The organism is Streptococcus sp. CF4-3 (genome assembly GCF_024295385.1).
Classification (GTDB): domain Bacteria; phylum Bacillota; class Bacilli; order Lactobacillales; family Streptococcaceae; genus Streptococcus; species Streptococcus infantis_I.
Genome location: NZ_JANCPN010000002.1, coordinates 59,896 through 78,595, shown reverse-complemented (window position 1 = coordinate 78,595; position 18,700 = coordinate 59,896). Strand labels below are relative to the sequence as shown.

The 18,700-nt window shown below is 40.3% G+C and carries 21 protein-coding genes; 14 read left to right on the top strand and 7 right to left on the bottom strand.

What is annotated here, in order from left to right; all coding sequences use genetic code 11:
* Positions 1 to 77 precede the first annotated feature (77 nt).
* Positions 78 to 974, top strand: a complete 897-nt coding sequence (locus NML75_RS01870; RefSeq protein ID WP_254733593.1) for a TDT family transporter — start codon at positions 78 to 80, stop codon at positions 972 to 974.
* Positions 975 to 1,141: 167 nt separating this feature from the next.
* On the opposite strand, the gene NML75_RS01865 is transcribed toward NML75_RS01870, so the two are convergent.
* The 6 genes from NML75_RS01865 to NML75_RS01840 form a co-directional block, all read right to left on the bottom strand.
* Positions 1,142 to 1,444, bottom strand: a complete 303-nt coding sequence (locus tag NML75_RS01865) for a hypothetical protein (RefSeq protein WP_247921830.1) — start codon at positions 1,442 to 1,444, stop codon at positions 1,142 to 1,144.
* Positions 1,445 to 1,764: 320 nt separating this feature from the next.
* Positions 1,765 to 2,304 carry a DUF3278 domain-containing protein gene (locus NML75_RS01860; RefSeq protein WP_004252078.1) on the bottom strand — a complete coding sequence of 180 codons (540 nt, stop codon included), beginning with the start codon at positions 2,302 to 2,304 and terminating at the stop codon, positions 1,765 to 1,767.
* 26 nt (positions 2,305 to 2,330) lie between these two features.
* Complete coding sequence (locus tag NML75_RS01855; RefSeq protein WP_025170547.1) at positions 2,331 to 2,657, bottom strand: hypothetical protein; 327 nt, start codon at positions 2,655 to 2,657, stop codon at positions 2,331 to 2,333.
* Between the two features lie 10 nt (positions 2,658 to 2,667).
* Positions 2,668 to 3,210, bottom strand: coding sequence for a DUF3278 domain-containing protein (locus NML75_RS01850; RefSeq protein ID WP_004252080.1), 543 nt, complete (start codon positions 3,208 to 3,210; stop codon positions 2,668 to 2,670).
* 15 nt (positions 3,211 to 3,225) lie between these two features.
* Complete coding sequence (locus NML75_RS01845; RefSeq protein WP_001082478.1) at positions 3,226 to 3,420, bottom strand: helix-turn-helix transcriptional regulator; 195 nt, start codon at positions 3,418 to 3,420, stop codon at positions 3,226 to 3,228.
* Positions 3,421 to 3,541: 121 nt separating this feature from the next.
* The gene (locus NML75_RS01840) at positions 3,542 to 4,351 is read right to left on the bottom strand and encodes an amino acid ABC transporter substrate-binding protein (RefSeq protein WP_254733592.1); all 810 of its coding nucleotides are present in this window, start codon (positions 4,349 to 4,351) and stop codon (positions 3,542 to 3,544) included.
* A 231-nt stretch (positions 4,352 to 4,582) separates the two neighbouring features.
* Here NML75_RS01840 and NML75_RS01835 point away from each other — a divergent pair, with 231 nt between their 5' ends.
* The 5 genes from NML75_RS01835 to brnQ all read left to right on the top strand — a co-directional run bounded on the left by NML75_RS01835 (position 4,583) and on the right by brnQ (position 9,010).
* The gene (locus NML75_RS01835; protein ID WP_254733591.1) at positions 4,583 to 5,188 is read left to right on the top strand and encodes a nitroreductase family protein; all 606 of its coding nucleotides are present in this window, start codon (positions 4,583 to 4,585) and stop codon (positions 5,186 to 5,188) included.
* A gap of 9 nt (positions 5,189 to 5,197) precedes the next feature.
* Positions 5,198 to 6,598 (top strand): dipeptidase PepV, encoded by a 1,401-nt coding sequence (pepV, locus tag NML75_RS01830; protein ID WP_254733590.1) that lies wholly within the window; start codon positions 5,198 to 5,200, stop codon positions 6,596 to 6,598.
* 53 nt (positions 6,599 to 6,651) lie between these two features.
* Positions 6,652 to 7,242 carry a uracil-DNA glycosylase family protein gene (locus NML75_RS01825; RefSeq protein ID WP_254733589.1) on the top strand — a complete coding sequence of 197 codons (591 nt, stop codon included), beginning with the start codon at positions 6,652 to 6,654 and terminating at the stop codon, positions 7,240 to 7,242.
* Positions 7,239 to 7,520 (top strand): rhodanese-like domain-containing protein, encoded by a 282-nt coding sequence (locus NML75_RS01820; RefSeq protein WP_006152169.1) that lies wholly within the window; start codon positions 7,239 to 7,241, stop codon positions 7,518 to 7,520. The genes NML75_RS01825 and NML75_RS01820 overlap by 4 nt, the downstream gene beginning before the upstream one ends.
* A gap of 164 nt (positions 7,521 to 7,684) precedes the next feature.
* A complete protein-coding gene (gene brnQ, locus NML75_RS01815) occupies positions 7,685 to 9,010 on the top strand; it encodes a branched-chain amino acid transport system II carrier protein (RefSeq protein WP_254733588.1) in 1,326 nt (441 codons plus the stop codon).
* A gap of 37 nt (positions 9,011 to 9,047) precedes the next feature.
* Here the strand turns inward: brnQ and NML75_RS01810 are convergent, their stop codons facing one another.
* On the bottom strand, positions 9,048 to 9,584 hold the full coding sequence (locus tag NML75_RS01810; RefSeq protein ID WP_004252101.1) for a DUF1307 domain-containing protein: 537 nt from the start codon (positions 9,582 to 9,584) through the stop codon (positions 9,048 to 9,050).
* A gap of 132 nt (positions 9,585 to 9,716) precedes the next feature.
* Here NML75_RS01810 and NML75_RS01805 point away from each other — a divergent pair, with 132 nt between their 5' ends.
* The 8 genes from NML75_RS01805 to NML75_RS01770 all read left to right on the top strand — a co-directional run bounded on the left by NML75_RS01805 (position 9,717) and on the right by NML75_RS01770 (position 18,546).
* Positions 9,717 to 10,754 carry a M42 family metallopeptidase gene (locus NML75_RS01805; RefSeq protein ID WP_004252105.1) on the top strand — a complete coding sequence of 346 codons (1,038 nt, stop codon included), beginning with the start codon at positions 9,717 to 9,719 and terminating at the stop codon, positions 10,752 to 10,754.
* 1 nt (position 10,755) lies between these two features.
* Positions 10,756 to 11,217, top strand: coding sequence for an HIT family protein (locus NML75_RS01800; protein ID WP_004252106.1), 462 nt, complete (start codon positions 10,756 to 10,758; stop codon positions 11,215 to 11,217).
* Positions 11,218 to 11,228: 11 nt separating this feature from the next.
* Positions 11,229 to 11,945 carry an LD-carboxypeptidase LdcB/DacB gene (ldcB, locus tag NML75_RS01795; protein WP_004252109.1) on the top strand — a complete coding sequence of 239 codons (717 nt, stop codon included), beginning with the start codon at positions 11,229 to 11,231 and terminating at the stop codon, positions 11,943 to 11,945.
* A 277-nt stretch (positions 11,946 to 12,222) separates the two neighbouring features.
* Complete coding sequence (gene pheS / locus NML75_RS01790) at positions 12,223 to 13,269, top strand: phenylalanine--tRNA ligase subunit alpha (RefSeq protein ID WP_070677100.1); 1,047 nt, start codon at positions 12,223 to 12,225, stop codon at positions 13,267 to 13,269.
* Positions 13,269 to 13,778 carry a GNAT family N-acetyltransferase gene (locus NML75_RS01785; protein ID WP_070677101.1) on the top strand — a complete coding sequence of 170 codons (510 nt, stop codon included), beginning with the start codon at positions 13,269 to 13,271 and terminating at the stop codon, positions 13,776 to 13,778. The genes pheS and NML75_RS01785 overlap by 1 nt, the downstream gene beginning before the upstream one ends.
* A 76-nt stretch (positions 13,779 to 13,854) precedes the next feature.
* The gene (gene pheT / locus NML75_RS01780) at positions 13,855 to 16,260 is read left to right on the top strand and encodes a phenylalanine--tRNA ligase subunit beta (protein ID WP_070677102.1); all 2,406 of its coding nucleotides are present in this window, start codon (positions 13,855 to 13,857) and stop codon (positions 16,258 to 16,260) included.
* Positions 16,261 to 16,456: 196 nt separating this feature from the next.
* Entirely contained in the window at positions 16,457 to 17,350 is an 894-nt protein-coding gene (locus NML75_RS01775) for an ABC transporter ATP-binding protein (protein WP_070677103.1), read from the top strand.
* A complete protein-coding gene (locus NML75_RS01770) occupies positions 17,347 to 18,546 on the top strand; it encodes an ABC transporter permease (protein ID WP_025170548.1) in 1,200 nt (399 codons plus the stop codon). The genes NML75_RS01775 and NML75_RS01770 overlap by 4 nt, the downstream gene beginning before the upstream one ends.
* Positions 18,547 to 18,700: the final 154 nt, after the last annotated feature.

The window sequence follows — 18,700 nt, the reverse complement described above, 5'->3', positions numbered from 1 at the left end:
AAAAAAATTTATGAAGCCTTGTCTAGCTGAGCTTTATTTATGCTATACTGATAGTAACGTCATTTTCGGAGGTTGGTATGAAAAAACTCCCCTTAGCCTTTTCAGGTTGCTTATTGGGATTGGCTGGAGCAGGAAATCTCATCTTGGATATTTTTCCGCTTTTATCACACATCTTTAGTTTGTCAGGCTTGATTTTATGGTTTTATTTTTTGGTGAGCCACCTCAATAACTGGCATGAAAGTAAGCAAGAATTAAAGAAAGCCCCTGTTTTGTCAGGAATGGCAACCTTTCCCATGGCAGGGATGATTTTATCGACGTATTTATTACGAATTTTACCCCCGAACATGAGCATTGTTGCACAGATTCTCTGGTGGTTTGCTTTTCTTCTAGATGTTTACCTCATCTTATACTTTACAAAGAACTATGCCTTGGTTAAACAAAGGGCCAGTGCAACACCAACTTGGACGGTTCTTTATGTAGGAATAGCAGTAGCAACCTTGACCTACCCAGTGGTGGGCATTGTTGGGATTGCCTATGGAGCTTGGATTTTTGGTTTTATCTTAACTCTTATCCTTTACCCTCTAATTTATCAAGATTTAAGGAAAAATCCATTACCGCTCGCTTTGCTGGGACAAGAAGGAATCTATTGTGCTCCATTTTCTCTTCTTTTGGCAGCATTAGTGAGAGTAGGAGGATACAGTCTTCCTAGTTGGATTTTACTAGTTATGATCCTTGCATCACAGACCTTCTTTTTCTTTGTCCTTAGTCGCTTGCCAAGGATTTTAAAACAAGGTTTCCAACCAGCCTTCTCAGCCCTAACCTTTCCAACCATCATCACAGCAACTTCATTGAAAATGTCCCAAGGCATTCTGCAGTTTCCGGTCCTTAACCTTGTCGTTTGGTTAGAGATTATCATTTGTTTAATAATCCTCATCTACGTATTAGTAGAATATGTGAAATATTTAAGGAACTAAAAGAACCCCTAGCACGGAGAAGTGTTAGGGGTTTATTCTATATTTAGTTTGAGAAGTATTTTGGAACCATTCGAAACAAGACAGCTCTAAAACTAGGAAACATTGATACTATCAACCTACACATCTCATTTAGACAGCTTCCCTTATCTTTTTTGTATTCTTCAAAACTATATCTTAAACAAATTATTTAGTCTTTCTAACTCTAATACACTCATACATACTTCTACTCCAGTAACTACCCCCTTACTATAAATAATTCCACAAGAAAACACAATCCTCTCCTCACTCAAAATATTTGACAATACTACAAATGATTCCAAAACATAATCCTCTATAGTAATAAAACAATTGTTTTTATCTTTAAAAAACTCTATAAATCCAATATCCTTACACCTATCACCAAAATGAAACCTAAGTGATTTTAAATAATAATCAAAAAACACATCATTTTCCATAGAAATCCCTTTCATTTTTAAAATATTCTGATATAATCATACAAAAAATAAGTTTTGGAATCATTTAAAACAACACAGCAAGTTAAAATAAGACTTTGTCCGTACACAACTTGAAAAGTGCGTACCGATTCGGTTGCTAGAAAACCATCTGTAAAGAATGGCTTTTTCGTTTTGTAAAAGGAATGAGGCAAACTGTCTTTAAAATCATAAAACGCATAATGTCAGGAATTCAAAAAGATTGATATTATGCGTTTTATCATGAAAATATTTACTGAGTTTTTGCAATAAAGTGAGCTTTTGTCCATCTGCTTATAAACAATAATCCAAGTAGTTTCTTACTTTTCCTTATGTAGTGATAAAAAGCAGTAGACCATAGTCCCAAAGATTGCTCCAATACTAAGACCAAAGACCAGTAAGGGGATCATTATCTCTGTTTGGATGATTTTTTCCAAGAAAGTTGAAAGGGACATCTGTTGAACGAAGAGTTTATGAAAGAGCAACAGAGCAAATAAGCCAATCTCAATACTTATAAATACCAGCCAACTACGAACTTTTATTTGGCGTTTGCTGTAGGTTTTGTAGATGATTTCTGATTTGTCATCCTTTTCAAGATGAAGCTCTTGTACGGCTCTTTGAGCTTTTATACTCATGAACAGAATGAGTCCAAAATAGAGGTAGGGCATAAGCAATCGAACAATTTCGATAAAGCGTCCGAACAAGATATAGAACAGGAAGAGAAAGAAGGAAGAGTAAAAGATTTGGATCATGGAACGGGCGCAAGCCTTGTAGATAACCTCTTGACGGCATTCGTCAAAAGGCCCATGTATATGAAAGAAATTTCGAAGTAAGCGAGTTGTTAAGTCTTCTTTTTTCATGGGTGATTTCTCCTAAATGAACGATGTTATTTTGTTTCTTTTACGAATTGATAGAGATAATAAAGATAAGTGGTAAAAGAAAGGCTAGCGATAATTAATAATAAATAATATTTCCAATCGCTTGAAATAACCGTCAGTTGTGGCAAGGATATAATCATAAAGCATAGTGCTAAGTTGAGTATGCGCGTTTTTTGGGAATCTATCTTTAGATAAGTCAGTCCTTTGTTGAGTGCTGGAACAAAGACAAGAACAAGGACTATTTCGTAGATGGGCAAGTTCCCTGAAATGATGATGAAGGCGAGTAGAGAACTGAACAAAAGATGATAGGTAATTAACGTTACTAGTGATTTCATAAGCTTTCTCCTAATCCTTATCCTGCTCTTTTTTAGCTCTTGTAATGCGACGGGAGATGAGGAACTGTATGCTTGCTCCGAAGAAGATAGAACCGAGAATGCTTGCTAAACCATTTCTTATAGTGAGAAGAGAATTAAAATAGTCCGGACTTTCACCTATGAGTATACTGAGAAGAGGAGTTATAAAAAACATCCATAGACCAAAGAACAAACCTGCTTTAAGACCTGGGTAGTGTAGTTGCTTACTTTCTTTCTCACTCAGCATATCTGGTTCAATAGTTGTAATCCCTGTTTTTTGCATTTGGTAGGTGAGATAGCTAGCAGCGATGAGGGCAATCACTAAAATCAGAGGAGGATAGACCAGAGCCACTAGTTGAGGAAATTTATAGGCTAGAACGAGTGGAATAAGATTTCCGAAAATCATCAGATAAAAGAGGATGATAAAGACTTGGTTACCGATACGATCGGCCTCGCGCCGTTTGTATTCGTCAAGGGGCTCAGAAATGCCGTATGTGCGTTTGATCAGTTTTTCAGTAAAGGTTTCTTTTTTCATGAGTTTGCTCCTTTTTTAAAAATCATCCTCCCAAAAGAGACTGTTGAGGTCAGTTTGGAGGCTGCGGGCGAGATTGAGACAGAGTTCCAGGGTTGGATTGTACTTGTCGTTTTCAATCATATTGATGGTTTGTCTCGAGACACCGATATCCTTGGCGAGCTCAAGCTGGGACATGCCCAGTTCCTTGCGGAATTCTTTCACACGATTCATGCTTCCTCCTTTTTAGATTGTGTCACATATATTTGACTATAGTATATTCTTTTGAAAATAAAATGTCAACTATTTTTGACATATTTTTTGCTAGAAAAAAAGATTGGCCTAGCCAATCCTTTTATTTTAATTCTGATGCATCTGGTAGATAAGAACCACCGAGGTAGGTCCTGCTGAGTTTTTCAAGGGTTCCATCTTGGTAGAGTTCTTTGAGAACCTTGTCAAATTGTTCTTTAAATTCTTTTTCGTCGCTTGAGAAGATGATGTAGTTGTTTGGATTGTCATTGTTCTCCAAGTCGACTACGTTCAAGTCTAATCCTCGGTCTTGGATAATTTTTTGAACAGAGATTTTGTCAAAGATTAGGAAATCAAATTCACCATTGGCGAGGTCAGTCAGGCGTTTAGCGACATCCTCACCAGAGTATTGGATGGTGGCAGGATTGTCGGAGTGATTTTGATTCCAGTCCGTAACAACCTTGGCAGTAGAAGTTCCAGTGTCATCCTGGGTTGTTTTACCAGCGATGTCTTGAAGAGAGGTAAGAGCCTTGTCTTTTCTGCTCACGAGAACCAAAGGATTTTTTGCGATTGGTAGGGAGTAGAGATATTTGTCGGCTCTTTCTTTGGTGAAGCTCAAGTTGTTGGCAGCAGCTTGGTAACGACCAGCATCAACTCCAGGGAAGATACTCTCCCAAGCTGTTTTTTGAAATTCAATCTTGTATTGATCTAGTTTTTCATCGACCGCTTTTAAAACTTCAACATCATATCCAGTCAAATGACCATCTTTTTCAAAATCAAAAGGTGGAATGTCTCCAGCAGTTGCTACGACAATGGTTTTAGGGCTAGCAGTGGAAGTTGAAGTACTATCCTGTTTAGATTGTCCACAGGCCACCAACAAGGGACTAATGGCTAATAATAAGAATAATTTTTTCATGTGTGTCTCCTTTACTTAATGGTATCTAGCTTACCAGACAATCAATTAGATATCCAATATATATTTTTTATGGAAGTGATAGAAAAATATTATAATTTTCAGTTTGAGTTTGTAATCTAAAATTTAAATCAGAAAAGAAAAAGATAATTTAGGCCACTAATGAAAAATCTCTGCAAGCTCTTTCAGAATGTGGTAAAATGGAAGCAGTAGAAATAGAAAAGGAAATCAATTATGAAATTTCTTGAGTTAAATAAAAAACGTCATGCGACTAAGCATTTTATTGATAAACCAGTTGATCCCAAGGATGTTCGAACAGCTATTGAAATCGCAACCTTGGCACCGAGTGCTCACAACAGTCAGCCTTGGAAGTTTGTTGTGGTTCGTGAGAAAAATGCTGAACTAGCAAAATTGGCTTACGGTTCAAACTTTGAGCAAGTAGCATCTGCCCCTGTAACCATTGCCTTGTTTACAGATACTGACCTAGCTAAACGAGCACGCAAGATTGCCCGTGTTGGTGGAGCAAAGAACTTCTCAGAAGAACAGCTTCAGTACTTTATGAAAAATCTTCCAGCAGAGTTTGCGCATTACAATGAACAACAAATCAGTGACTACCTAGCCCTTAATGCAGGGTTGGTTGCGATGAACTTAGTCCTTGCATTGACTGACCAGGGAATCGGTTCAAACATTATCCTTGGTTTTGATAAATCAAAAACTAATGAAGTCTTGGAAGTTGAAGAACGCTTCCGTCCAGAACTTTTGATCACAGTAGGATACACAGACGAGAAGTTGGAACCAAGCTACCGCTTGCCAGTAGATGAAATTATCGAAAAAAGATAGGAAGTAAAAATGACAGTTATTGATTTTACAGCAGAAGTAGAAAAACGTAAAGAAGCCCTCTTGGCTGACTTATTTAGCCTTTTGGAAATCAACTCAGAACGTGATGACAGTAAGGCAGATGCGGAGCACCCATTTGGACCTGGTCCAGTAAAAGCTTTGGAGAAATTCCTTGAAATCGCAGACCGTGATGGATACCCAACAAAAAATGTCGACAACTATGCAGGACATTTTGAGTTTGGTGAAGGGGAAGAAGTTCTCGGAATCTTTGCCCACATGGACGTCGTGCCAGCTGGTAGCGGTTGGGATACTGATCCTTACACGCCAACTATCAAGGATGGCCGCCTCTATGCGCGTGGAGCTTCAGATGACAAGGGTCCAACTACAGCATGTTACTATGGTTTGAGAATCATTAAAGAGCTTGGCCTTCCAACTTCTAAAAAAGTTCGCTTTATTGTCGGAACTGATGAAGAATCAGGCTGGGCTGACATGGACTACTATTTTGACCATGTAGGACTAGCAAAACCAGACTTTGGTTTCTCTCCAGATGCTGAATTCCCTATCATCAATGGTGAAAAAGGAAATATCACAGAATACCTCCACTTTGCTGGTGAAAACAAGGGTGCAGCTCGTCTTCACAGCTTCACAGGTGGTTTGCGTGAAAACATGGTGCCAGAATCAGCAACAGCAGTGGTTTCAGGTGACTTGGCTGACTTGCAAGCGAAACTAGATGCTTTTGTTGCAGAGCACAAGCTTAGAGGAGACATTCAAGAAGAGAACGGTAAGTACAAGGTTACGATTATCGGTAAATCTGCTCATGGTGCTATGCCTGCTTCAGGTGTCAATGGTGCGACTTATCTTGCCCTCTTCCTCAGCCAATTTGCCTTTGAAGGACCTGCAAAAGACTTCCTTGACATTGCTGGTAAGATTCTTTTGAATGACCACGAAGGGAAAAACTTGAAAGTGGCTCATGTGGATGAAAAGATGGGTGCCCTTTCTATGAATGCTGGTGTCTTCCGCTTTAATGAAACAAGTGCTGACAATACCATTGCCCTTAACTTCCGTTATCCAAAAGGAACAAGTCCAGAGCAAATCAAGTCAGTTCTTGAAGCCTTGCCGGTTGCTTCAGTTAGCCTTTCTGAACATGGACACACACCTCACTATGTACCAATGGAAGATCCGCTTGTCCAAACCTTGTTAAATGTTTATGAAAAACAAACAGGTCTTCAAGGGCATGAACAAGTTATCGGAGGCGGAACTTTCGGACGTCTCTTAGAACGTGGTGTAGCCTATGGTGCTATGTTCCCAGATTCTATCGATACCATGCACCAAGCCAATGAATTTATCGCCTTGGATGATCTTTTCCGTGCAGCAGCCATCTACGCTGAAGCTATCTATGAATTGATCAAATAATGCTATAGATGTCTGAGATGTTATGCTTAGACTTCTTTTTGGAGGGAGAGTAGATGTCTCAAATCGAAAGAATCAAACAAGCCATCATGGCTGACCCACAAAATCAACACTATACTGAGCAAGGAATCGAACCTCTCTTTGCTGCTCCAAAAACTGCTCGTATCAATATCATTGGGCAGGCACCTGGTCTAAAAACCCAAGAAGCAGGACTTTACTGGAAGGATAAAAGTGGGGATCGTTTGCGAGAATGGTTGGGTGTGGATGAGGATACTTTTTACAAGTCAGGTTACTTTGCAGTTATGCCCATGGATTTCTATTTTCCAGGACATGGGAAATCTGGTGACTTACCTCCCAGACCTGGTTTTGCAGAAAAATGGCACCCTAAACTTTTGAAAGAATTGTCAGATATTCAATTGACGCTCTTGATTGGTCAGTATGCCCAAGCCTACTATCTACATGAGAAAGTTAGTGGCAAGGTGACAGACCGTGTGCATCGATTTAAAGATTATTTGCCTGATTATTACCCTTTGGTGCACCCGTCACCTCGGAACCAAATCTGGATGAAAAAAAATCCTTGGTTTGAAGCAGATGTTTTGCCTGACTTGAAAGAAAGAATTCAAAAAATTCTCGGAGAAGAAAAATGAAAGAAATTACTTTTAATGATTTTTACCAACTATACCAGAAAGAGTCGCTTTCTGTATTAGATGTGAGAGAAGTAGAGGAATTTGAGACTCTTCATTTAGAAGGCGCTCGTAATTTACCTCTCAGCCAATTAGCTGATACTTATAAACAACTAGATAAGGATAATCTTTACTACGTGATTTGTAAATCAGGAATGCGTTCAGCACGCGCTTGTCAATTTTTAGCAGAACAAGGATATGAGGTTATCAATGTCCAAGGTGGCATGGATGCCTTAGAATAAGAAAATCTCCCTTTAAGACCGAAAATAAGAAAGGTTTTAAAGAGAATTTATTTTCTCTAAAAATCAGAAAATTGAAAACATTTTAAAATTTTTCCGAGATAGCCTTTTCAAGCCTTTAATCATGTTATACTAAGAAAGTATTTTATTTTTTATAAGGAGAGTTTATGGCTAAAAAAGGTGCTTTAACAGGATTACTCCTGTTTGGAATATTTTTTGGTGCGGGTAATTTGATTTTCCCCCCTACCCTAGGTGCTCAATCTGGGGAACGCTTTCTCCCTGCCATTGCAGGATTTGTACTTTCGGGTGTCGGACTTGCGGTCTTGACCTTGATCATCGGGACCTTAAATCCTAAGGGATATATCTATGAGATTTCTACAAAGATTTCCCCTTGGTTTGCAACGATTTATCTAGCAGTTTTGTACTTGTCGATTGGTCCATTTTTTGCCATTCCACGTACTGCAACAACTTCTTATGCAGTAGGGATTAGTCCCCTCTTGGCAGATGCTGACAAAGGTCTAGGCTTGATTGTCTTTACCCTTATCTACTTTGTAGCAGCATACTTAATCGCGCTTAGTCCTTCAAAGATTTTGGATCGTATCGGTCGGGTTTTGACACCAGTTTTTGCCCTCTTAATTATCATCTTGGTAATTCTTGGAGCCTTTAAATATGGTGGGAATGCTCCACAAGTAGCTACAGCAGCTTATCAAGCTTCAGCATTTGGAGCAGGATTCCTTGAAGGATATAATACTCTAGATGCTCTCGCATCTGTTGCCTTTAGTGTAATCGCGGTTGAAACCTTGAAACAACTTGGATTTTCGAGTAAAAAAGAGTACATCTCAACCATTTGGGTAGTCGGAATTGTCGTAGCACTTGGCTTTAGTGCCCTATACATTGGCCTAGGTTTCCTTGGAAATCACTTCCCAATGACAGAAGAAGCGATGAAGGGTGGAACTCCAGGGGTTTATATCTTGTCACAAGCGACCCAAGAAATCTTTGGTTCAACAGCTCAATTATTCCTAGCAGCCATGGTAACAGTAACTTGCTTCACAACGACTGTAGGTTTGATTGTTTCAACTGCGGAGTTCTTTAACGGACGTTTCCCACAACTCAGCTATAAGGTTTATGCGACTGTCTTTACCTTGATTGGTTTTGCAATTGCCAACCTTGGTCTTGATGCAATCATCAAATATTCTATCCCTGTCCTAGTTATCTTGTATCCAATTACCATTGTGATTGTTATGATTGTGATTGTGAACAAGTTTGTACCACTTTCAAAACCAGGCATGCAATTGACGATGGGTCTTGTTACAGCTATTGCCGTAGCTAGTGTCTTAGGAAGTTCATTTGAAGTGACCTTCCTTGCAAACATTGTGAATGCTCTACCATTTGCTAAGGCTTCCTTACCATGGTTAGTACCAGCGATTATTGGGATTTTACTTTCCCTTGTTCTTCCAAATAAGCAAAAGAGTGAAGCTTTTGAGATGGAATAAAAAAACTTGGCGTTGGCCAAGTTTTTTTCTATTACTCTTAGTTCGTTTTTTCCTTATAACCAAGGTCTGTTAACATTTTCTTAGAGGCTTTAAAGCTAACGTTTTTCCCAACACCTGAGTATTCTTCTGGTAAAGCTTTTCTAAGTTCGTCAATGCTTGCAACTGAAAGGTCAATCTCAAGATCTTGTACGACTTTACCATCTTTAATCTCGACAGATAAAGTTACCCCCTTGAGGCCCTTATATCCTTTGTAGGTTTCTTCGACAAGATTTTTTAAATCATCTGCAGTATTGTTTAGGACTTCGGGGTCAGCGACATTGTGAGCAGTTTGTTTCACAACGTTATCACCGTCAACTGTATAGGTCAATGTTGACTGGACACCAGGCTGAGAATCGTTTACAAAAGTTACAGTTTTTAGCTCTGATTTCTTTTCACTTGTTTCAGCCTCAGTGGTTTTTACCTCAGTTGACTCTACTTTTGAAGAGTTAGAAGTTGTTGATGACTGTTTTGAACATCCCAACAAGAATGCCAGCGGTAGAGTTAAGAAAAGCGTCATTTTGAAAAATTTATTCATATTTTTTCCTTTCTTCCTAAGAACTGCTCTTATTATACCATAAAATACTTTTGTATTCAAATTATCCTAGTTTTCTATTTTCACACATACTAAGATGTAAAAAATGATATAATGGTAGCAAGAGGTGAAGAAATGAATCAAACTGTAGAATATATCAAAGAACTAACTGCTATCGCATCGCCAACAGGTTTTACGCGTGAAATTACGAATTATTTGGTTGAGACTCTTGAAAAACTAGGTTATCAACCAATCCGTACTGCCAAAGGTGGTGTCAACGTTACTGTCAAAGGAAAAAATGACGAGCAACAGCGCTATGTGACTGCCCATGTGGATACTTTGGGAGCTATCGTTCGTACTGTTAAAGTAGACGGTCGTCTCAAAATGGATCGTATCGGTGGTTATCCTTGGAACATGATTGAAGGCGAAAACTGTACAGTTCATGTGGCTAGTACAGGTAAGACTATTTCAGGTACCATTTTGATCCACCAGACTTCTTGTCATGTATACAAGGACGCTGGCACTGCTGAACGCACGCAGGACAATATGGAAGTACGTTTGGATGAAAAAGTGACCAATGAAAAAGAAACACGCGCACTTGGTATTGAGGTTGGTGACTTTATCAGCTTTGACCCACGAACTGTCGTAACTGAGACAGGCTTTATCAAATCGCGTCATTTGGATGATAAGGTCAGTGCAGCTATCCTTCTAAATCTCCTTAAAGTCTATAAGGAAGAAGGGATTGAACTTCCTGTCACTACGCATTTTGCCTTCTCAGTCTTTGAAGAAGTGGGGCATGGTGCTAACTCAAGTATCCCAAGTCAAGTTGTTGAATATCTAGCAGTAGATATGGGAGCAATGGGAGATGACCAGCAGACGGATGAGTACACAGTGTCTATCTGTGTCAAAGATGCTTCAGGCCCTTATCACTATGAATTCCGTCAACATCTGGTTGCCCTAGCAAAAGACCAAGACATTCCATTTAAACTCGACATCTATCCATTTTATGGTTCAGATGCTTCTGCAGCTATGTCAGCTGGAGCAGAAGTCAAACACGCCCTTCTCGGAGCTGGTATTGAATCTAGTCACTCTTATGAGCGTACTCATATCGATTCTGTAGTTGCTACTGAGCGTATGGTGGATGCTTATCTCAAGAGTGGATTGGTAGACTAAGATGTGCTTGATTTGCCAACGAATTGAATTGATTAAGGCAGGGGAAAATCCCTACTTTGTAAAAGAACTGGAAACAGGCTATGTTGTCATCGGAGACCACCAGTATTTTGAAGGCTATACTTTATTCCTGGCAAAAGAACATGTGACAGAATTACATCATCTGCATCCAACTGTCAAATTCCGCTTTTTAGAGGAAATGAGCTTAGTTCAGGAAGCTGTCTCTAAGGCCTTTTTTGCTGAAAAGATGAATGTAGAGTTGTTGGGAAATGGAGATGCCCATGTCCACTGGCATATTTTTCCGAGACGAGAGGGTGATATGAAGGGACATGGTCTTAATGGTCGTGGTCCAGTTTGGTGGGTCCCATGGGAAGAAATGGTTGCTGAGGAATATCACGTTAAAGATCGGAGACTGGAAAACTTGATTGCGACATTATCAGAAACTTTAAACCAGATAGTAAAATGAAAGGATTAAAGATGAAGAAAAGATATCTTGTATTATCAGGATTATTAGCCTTGACATTAGCGGCTTGCTCACAAGAAAAGCCAGCAACTTCAGAAACTCAGACTTCAACGGAAGAAAAAACTGTCCAAGAAGGAACTGCGGGAAGTAAGTCTCAGGCAGCTAGTCAAAAGAAAGCAGAAGTAGTAGACAAAGGAGATCACTACAGCATTCAAGGCAAGTACGATGAGATTGTTGTCGCTAATAAGCATTATCCTATGTCAAAAGACTATAATCCAGGGGAAAATCCTACCGCTAAAGCAGAACTGTTGAAACTCATTGCAGCTATGCAACAAGCAGGATTCCCGATTAGCGACAACTATAGTGGTTTTAGAAGTTATGAAACTCAAACTCAGCTTTATCAAAACTATGTAGATAAAGATGGCAAGGCTGAGGCTGACCGTTATTCTGCAAGACCTGGTTACAGTGAACACCAAACTGGCCTTGCCTTTGACCTAATAGGAACAAATGGAGATTTAGTGACAGAAGAAAAGGCTGCTCAATGGCTTTTAGACCACGCCGCAGACTATGGCTTTGTCGTTCGTTACCTTAAAGGTAAGGAAAAAGAAACGGGTTATATGGCTGAAGAATGGCACCTTCGCTATGTTGGCAAAGAAGCCAAAGAAATCGCTGCAAGTGGCCTCAGTCTGGAAGAGTATTATGGCTTTGAAGGTGGAGACTATGTTGATTAGTCGCAAAACACCTTGCAAGAATGCTTGAAATTTGATAAAATGAATAATAATTAAATAGGAATCTGCAAGACTAGTATCTCAGGGGAAGTATATCAGGGAGGAGAGCCGTGACTGAAAGTTCTCTATATGAAAGCTGGGTGAATTCACTTGCCTATGGATTCAGAAATAAAGGTCTGGCTTGTCAGATAAAAACGGATGGTACCGCGTGTCAACGCTCCGAGTGGAGTTTTTGACATGTGGTTTTCTTTTTATCTTACGAGTGACTGATGGAGGAATTATGTCAACTATTGAAGAACAATTAAAAGCGCTTCGTGAAGAAACGCTAGCTAGCTTGAAGCAGATTTCTGCTGAAAATGAAAAAGAGCTGCAAGAATTGCGCGTCTCTGTCCTTGGTAAAAAAGGTTCCCTTACTGAAATCCTGAAAGGGATGAAAGATGTTTCTGCAGAAATGCGTCCTGTTATCGGGAAACACGTCAATGAAGCTCGTGATGTTTTGACAGCTGCATTTGAAGAATCAGCTAAGCTCTTGGAAGAAAAGAAAGTGGAAGCTCAACTAGCAAGTGAGAGCATTGATGTTACACTTCCAGGTCGTCCAGTTGCGACTGGTCACCGTCACGTCCTCACACAAACTAGTGAAGAAATAGAAGATATCTTCATCGGGATGGGTTACCAAGTAGTGGATGGTTTTGAAGTAGAACAAGACTACTACAACTTTGAACGTATGAACCTTCCAAAGGATCACCCAGCTCGTGATATGCAGGACACTTTCTATATCACAGAAGAAATCTTGCTTCGTACTCACACGTCTCCAGTTCAGGCGCGTGCTATGGATGCCCATGATTTTTCAAAAGGTCCTTTGAAGATGATCTCACCAGGACGTGTATTCCGCCGTGATACGGATGATGCAACCCACAGTCACCAGTTCCACCAAATCGAAGGTTTGGTTGTTGGGAAAAACATCTCTATGGCTGACCTTCAAGGAACCCTCCAGTTGATTGTGCAAAAAATGTTTGGTGAAGAGCGTCAAATCCGTTTGCGTCCATCTTACTTCCCGTTCACAGAGCCATCTGTTGAGGTGGATGTTTCATGCTTTAAGTGTGGAGGAGACGGCTGTAACGTATGTAAGAAAACTGGTTGGATCGAGATTATGGGTGCCGGTATGGTTCACCCACGTGTCCTTGAGATGAGTGGCATCGATGCAACTGTTTACTCTGGTTTTGCCTTTGGTCTTGGTCAAGAGCGTGTAGCTATGCTTCGTTACGGAATCAACGATATCCGTGGATTCTACCAAGGAGATATCCGCTTCTCAGAACAGTTTAAATAATGATTAGAAAAGTGGAAATAGCAGATGTTGAGGTGTTGGCAAAAATTGCCAAACAAACCTTTCGTGAAACATTTGCTCATGATAATACGGAAGAGCAGTTACAGGAATACTTTGAAGAGGCTTATAATCTGAGAGTTTTGTCAACTGAGTTGGAAGATCCTGACTCTGAAACCTATTTCATTATGCATGAAGAGGAGATAGCTGGTTTTCTCAAAGTCAACTGGGGAAATGCTCAAACCGAGAGAGAATTAGAGAACGCTTTTGAAATTCAACGTCTCTATGTGCTACAAACATATCAAGGATTTGGACTTGGTAAGCAACTATTTGAATTCGCTTTGGAACTTGCAGAAAAAAATGGTTTTTCCTGGGCTTGGCTAGGTGTTTGGGAGCATAATACAAAAGCTCAAGCATTTTATAATCGATATGGTTTTGAAAAATTTAGCCAACATCGTTTTATGGTTGGGCAAAAGGTAGATACGGATTGGTTACTGAAAAAGAAATTAAGGTAAGAAGATAATTCTTCTAATGAAATGATAGGAAAGGAAAAAAACTAGAGTGACAACTGTCATTCTGGAGAATTAAATTATGCTTGTATCTTATAAATGGTTAAAAGAATTGGTGGACATTGATGTACCATCACAAGAGTTGGCTGAAAAAATGTCAACTACAGGGATCGAGGTAGAAGGTGTGGAATCACCTGCTGCTGGTCTCTCAAAAATTGTCGTTGGTGAGGTCTTGTCTTGTGAAGATGTGCCCGAAACACACTTGCATGTCTGCCAAGTCAATGTGGGTGAAGAAGAAGCCCGTCAAATCGTCTGTGGAGCACCAAATGTGCGTGCAGGCATCAAGGTCATGGTGGCTCTTCCAGGTGCTCGCATTGCGGACAACTACAAAATCAAAAAAGGGAAAATCCGTGGCTTAGAGTCACTAGGGATGATCTGTTCACTTGGTGAGTTGGGTATTTCTGACTCTGTTGTACCGAAAGAATTTGCAGATGGAATCCAAATCTTGCCAGATGATGCAGTTCCAGGTGAGGAAGTTTTCTCCTATCTAGACTTGGATGATGAAATCATCGAACTTTCCATCACTCCAAACCGTGCAGATGCCCTCTCTATGCGTGGCGTGGCGCACGAAGTAGCAGCTATCTATGACAAGTCAGTCAATTTTAAAGAATTTACTTTAACAGAAACAGACCAAGTTGCAGCGGATGCTCTTTCTGTCAGCATTGATACGGACAAGGCTCCTTACTATGCAGCTCGTATCTTGGACAATGTGACTATCGCACCAAGTCCACAATGGTTGCAAAACCTCCTCATGAACGAAGGTATTCGTCCTATTAACAATGTCGTCGACGTGACCAACTATATCCTGCTTTACTTTGGTCAGCCTATGCATGCCTTTGACTTAGATACCTTTGAAGGAAACGACATCCGTGTGCGTGAAGCACGTGCTGGTGAGAAATTAGTGACCTTGGATGGGGAAGAGCGTGAGTTGGAAACAACTGACTTAGTCATTACTGTTGCTGATAAACCTGTTGCCCTTGCAGGTGTCATGGGCGGACAAGCTACAGAAATCTCTGAAAAGTCTACTCGTGTAGTTCTTGAAGCTGCTGTCTTCAATGGCAAATCTATCCGTAAGACAAGTGGTCGCCTCAATCTTCGCTCAGAATCATCTTCTCGCTTTGAAAAGGGAATCAACGTGGCAACCGTTAATGAAGCCCTTGATGCGGCAGCAAGTATGATTGCGGAATTGGCTGGTGCGACCGTGCGGAAGGGTATCGTTTCAGCAGGCCACTTGGATACATCTGATGTGGAAGTTTCTTCAACTCTTGCAGACGTTAACCGTGTCCTTGGTACTGAGCTTTCCTACGCGGATGTAGAGGATGTTTTCCGTCGTCTAGGATTTGGCCTTTCTGGAAATGCAGAATCCTTCACAGTTAGCGTTCCACGTCGCCGTTGGGATATCACTATCGAAGCAGACCTCTTTGAAGAAATCGCTCGTATCTATGGATATGACCGTTTGCCAACCAGTCTTCCAAAAGACGATGGTACAGCAGGTGAATTAACAGCGACACAAAAATTGCGCCGTCAAGTTCGTACCATTGCAGAAGGGGCAGGCTTAACTGAAATCATCACCTATGCACTGACAACTCCTGAAAAAGCGGTTGAGTTTACCATTCAACCAACTCATTTGACAGAGCTCATGTGGCCAATGACTGTGGATCGTTCGGTCCTCCGTCAAAATATGGTTTCAGGTATTTTAGATACAGTTGCCTACAACGTAGCGCGTAAGAATAAAAACTTGGCTCTTTATGAGATTGGAAAAGTCTTTGAACAAACAGGTAACCCAAAAGAAGACTTGCCAAATGAAATCAACAGTTTCGCCTTTGCTTTGACTGGTTTAGTCGCTGAAAAAGACTTCCAAACAGCAGCTGTTCCTGTTGACTTCTTCTATGCTAAGGGAATCCTTGAAGCACTCTTTACTCGTTTGGGTCTTGTAGCGACCTATACAGCAACGCAAGAGATTAAGAGTCTTCACCCAGGACGTACAGCCTTGATCTCACTCGGCGACCAAGTTCTTGGTTTCCTTGGGCAAGTGCATCCAGTCACTGCTAAGGCTTATGATATCCCTGAAACTTATGTAGCCGAGCTTAACCTTTCGGCTATTGAGGCAGCCCTTCAACCAGCAGAAGCCTTTGTGGAAATTACTAAATTCCCAGCAGTCAGCCGTGATATCGCCCTTCTCCTCAAAGCAGAAGTGACTCACCAAGATGTGGTAGACGCCATCAAAGCTGCTGGCGTGAAACGTTTGACAGATATCAAACTTTTCGATGTCTTCTCAGGTGAAAAACTAGGACTTGGTATGAAGTCCATGGCCTACAGCTTGACCTTCCAAAATCCAGAAGATAGCTTGACCGACGAAGAAGTCGCACGCTACATGGAAAAAATCCAAGCATCACTTGAAGAAAAAGTGAATGCAGAAGTGCGTTAACAGTCTAAAATCCATCCTGAGGGATGGATTTTTTTGTCTTTGTAAATACCGAATATTGGAAAGAATAATGAAGTTGAATCTTATTCGTTTTGATATAAAAAACACCTAGTAAATTCTACTAATAAAAATGTACATAAATCCTTGTAATGACTAAAAAAAGGAGTATAATGAGGGTAAGATTAGTAGGAGGTGGATTATGTTAGAAGTCCGCAATCTTGAAAAAAGTTTTGGTTCCAAACAAGTCTTGTTTGGCGTTGACTTTCAAGCTCAGCCTGGAAGAATTTTAGGTCTAGTTGGGAAAAATGGAGCTGGGAAAACAACCATTTTTCACAGTATTTTGAAATTTTTGGATTATCAAGGAGAAATTCAGTTTGATGGCCAGGAAATTCGTCAGGAAACCTATGCTCGGATTGGCTATCTACCCGAAGAACGTAGTCTCATGCCTAAGTTGACAGTTCTAGAGCAAGTTCGTTACCTAGCAATGTTAAAAGGCATGGATGCCAAAGAAGTCAAAGAAAAACTCCCTCAATGGATGGAGAAGCTGGAAGTCAAGGGAAAATTGACAGACAAGATTAAGAGTCTCTCAAAAGGGAATCAACAAAAGATTCAGCTGATCATTACTTTAATGCATGAACCAGATCTGATCATTCTAGATGAACCTTTTAGTGGCCTGGATCCAGTCAATACTGAATTGCTCAAGCAGGTTATCCTCAAAGAAAAAGAACGTGGTGCAACCATTATCTTTTCAGACCACGTCATGACCAATGTCGAAGAGCTATGTGATGATATCCTTATGATTCGTGATGGGCGTGTCGTCTTGCATGGACCAGTCCAAGATGTTCGTAATCAATACGGCAAAACGCGACTCTTTGTTGCAAGTGAAAGGAGCCAGGAAGACTTGGAAAAACTCCCACATGTCATTCATGCTAGCTTGACCAAGCAGGGAATTTGGAAGCTCATCCTAGATGACGAAAATGCTGGACAGGAGCTCTTTGCTATCTTGACTCAAGGACACTATATCGCGACCTTTGACCAGCAAGCTCCGACAATTGATGAAATCTTTAAACTAGAATCAGGGGTGGAAGTATGAGAAATATGTTGGTTGTAATCAAAGAAACTTATCTACGTCATGTCAAATCCTGGAGTTTCTTCTTTATGGTAATCTCGCCCTTTCTCTTTATCGGCTTATCTGGAGGAATTGGCTATCTTCAAGGTTCCTCTCTGGCTCAGAATAATAAGGTGGCTGTAGTTAGTTCGGTGCCTGCTGTAACAGAGAGTCTTAAATCGACCAATGGCATTAATGTTGACTATAAGGATGAAGCAAGCGCCCAAGAAGCCATCAAGGATGAAAAAATAAAAGGTTATTTGACCATTGATCAAGAAGGTAGTATTCTCAAGGCAGTCTATCACGGTGAAACTTCACTAGAGAGTGGCATTAAGTTAGCTGTGACAACTAAGTTGAATGAGCTTCAATACCAACTCAATCGTTCGGAGGCACATTTATCTCAGGAACAGGAACAGCACTTGGCACAAACGATTCAATTCTCAGAGCAGATTGATGAATCTAAGGAAAGTAAAAAGATGGTCCAAACCTTTGCGGCAGCAGGACTAGGCTTCTTCCTCTATATGATCTTGATTACTTATGCCAGTGTCACTGCTCAAGAGGTAGCCAGTGAAAAAGGGACAAAAATTATGGAAGTGGTCTTCTCAAGTATTCGTGCTAGTCACTACTTTTACGCACGTATGATTGCCTTACTTCTTGTCATTTTGACTCATATTGGTATTTATGTTGTAGGCGGACTTGGAGCTATCTTATTCTTTAAGGATATGCCTTTCTTGGCTAATTCAGGTATTCTAAGTCATTTGGGAGAAGCTTTTTCTCTGAACACCTTGTTGTTTGTCTTGGTTAGTCTTTTCATGTACGTTGTCTTGGCTGCCTTCTTAGGTTCTATGGTTTCTCGACCTGAAGACTCTGGTAAGGCCTTGTCTCCTTTGATGCTCTTAATTATGGTAGGTTTTATAGGGGTAACCGCCTTAGGGGCTTCTGGGGATAATTTGGTTTTGAAAATTGGATCTTATATCCCATTCATCTCAACCTTCTTTATGCCTTTCAGAGCTATTAATGGTTATGCAAATAGTATCGAGGCTTGGATTTCTCTTGCGATAACAGTTGTATTTGCTGTGACTGCAACAGCCTTTATCGGACGTATGTATGCCAGCCTAGTCCTTCAAACAGATGATTTAGGTATCTGGAAAACCTTTAAACGAGCTTTAAGCTATAAATAAAGTAAGGGACCTGTGAGTGTATCTCCCAGGTCTTTTTATTCGCTGAAATATTTCACATTAATTTCTTCTAAACCTTTGACTAATAAAGAAAATTATCGTACAATAAAGAGTACATGATAAAATGAGACCAGAGTTTATATACTCTGGCATTAGT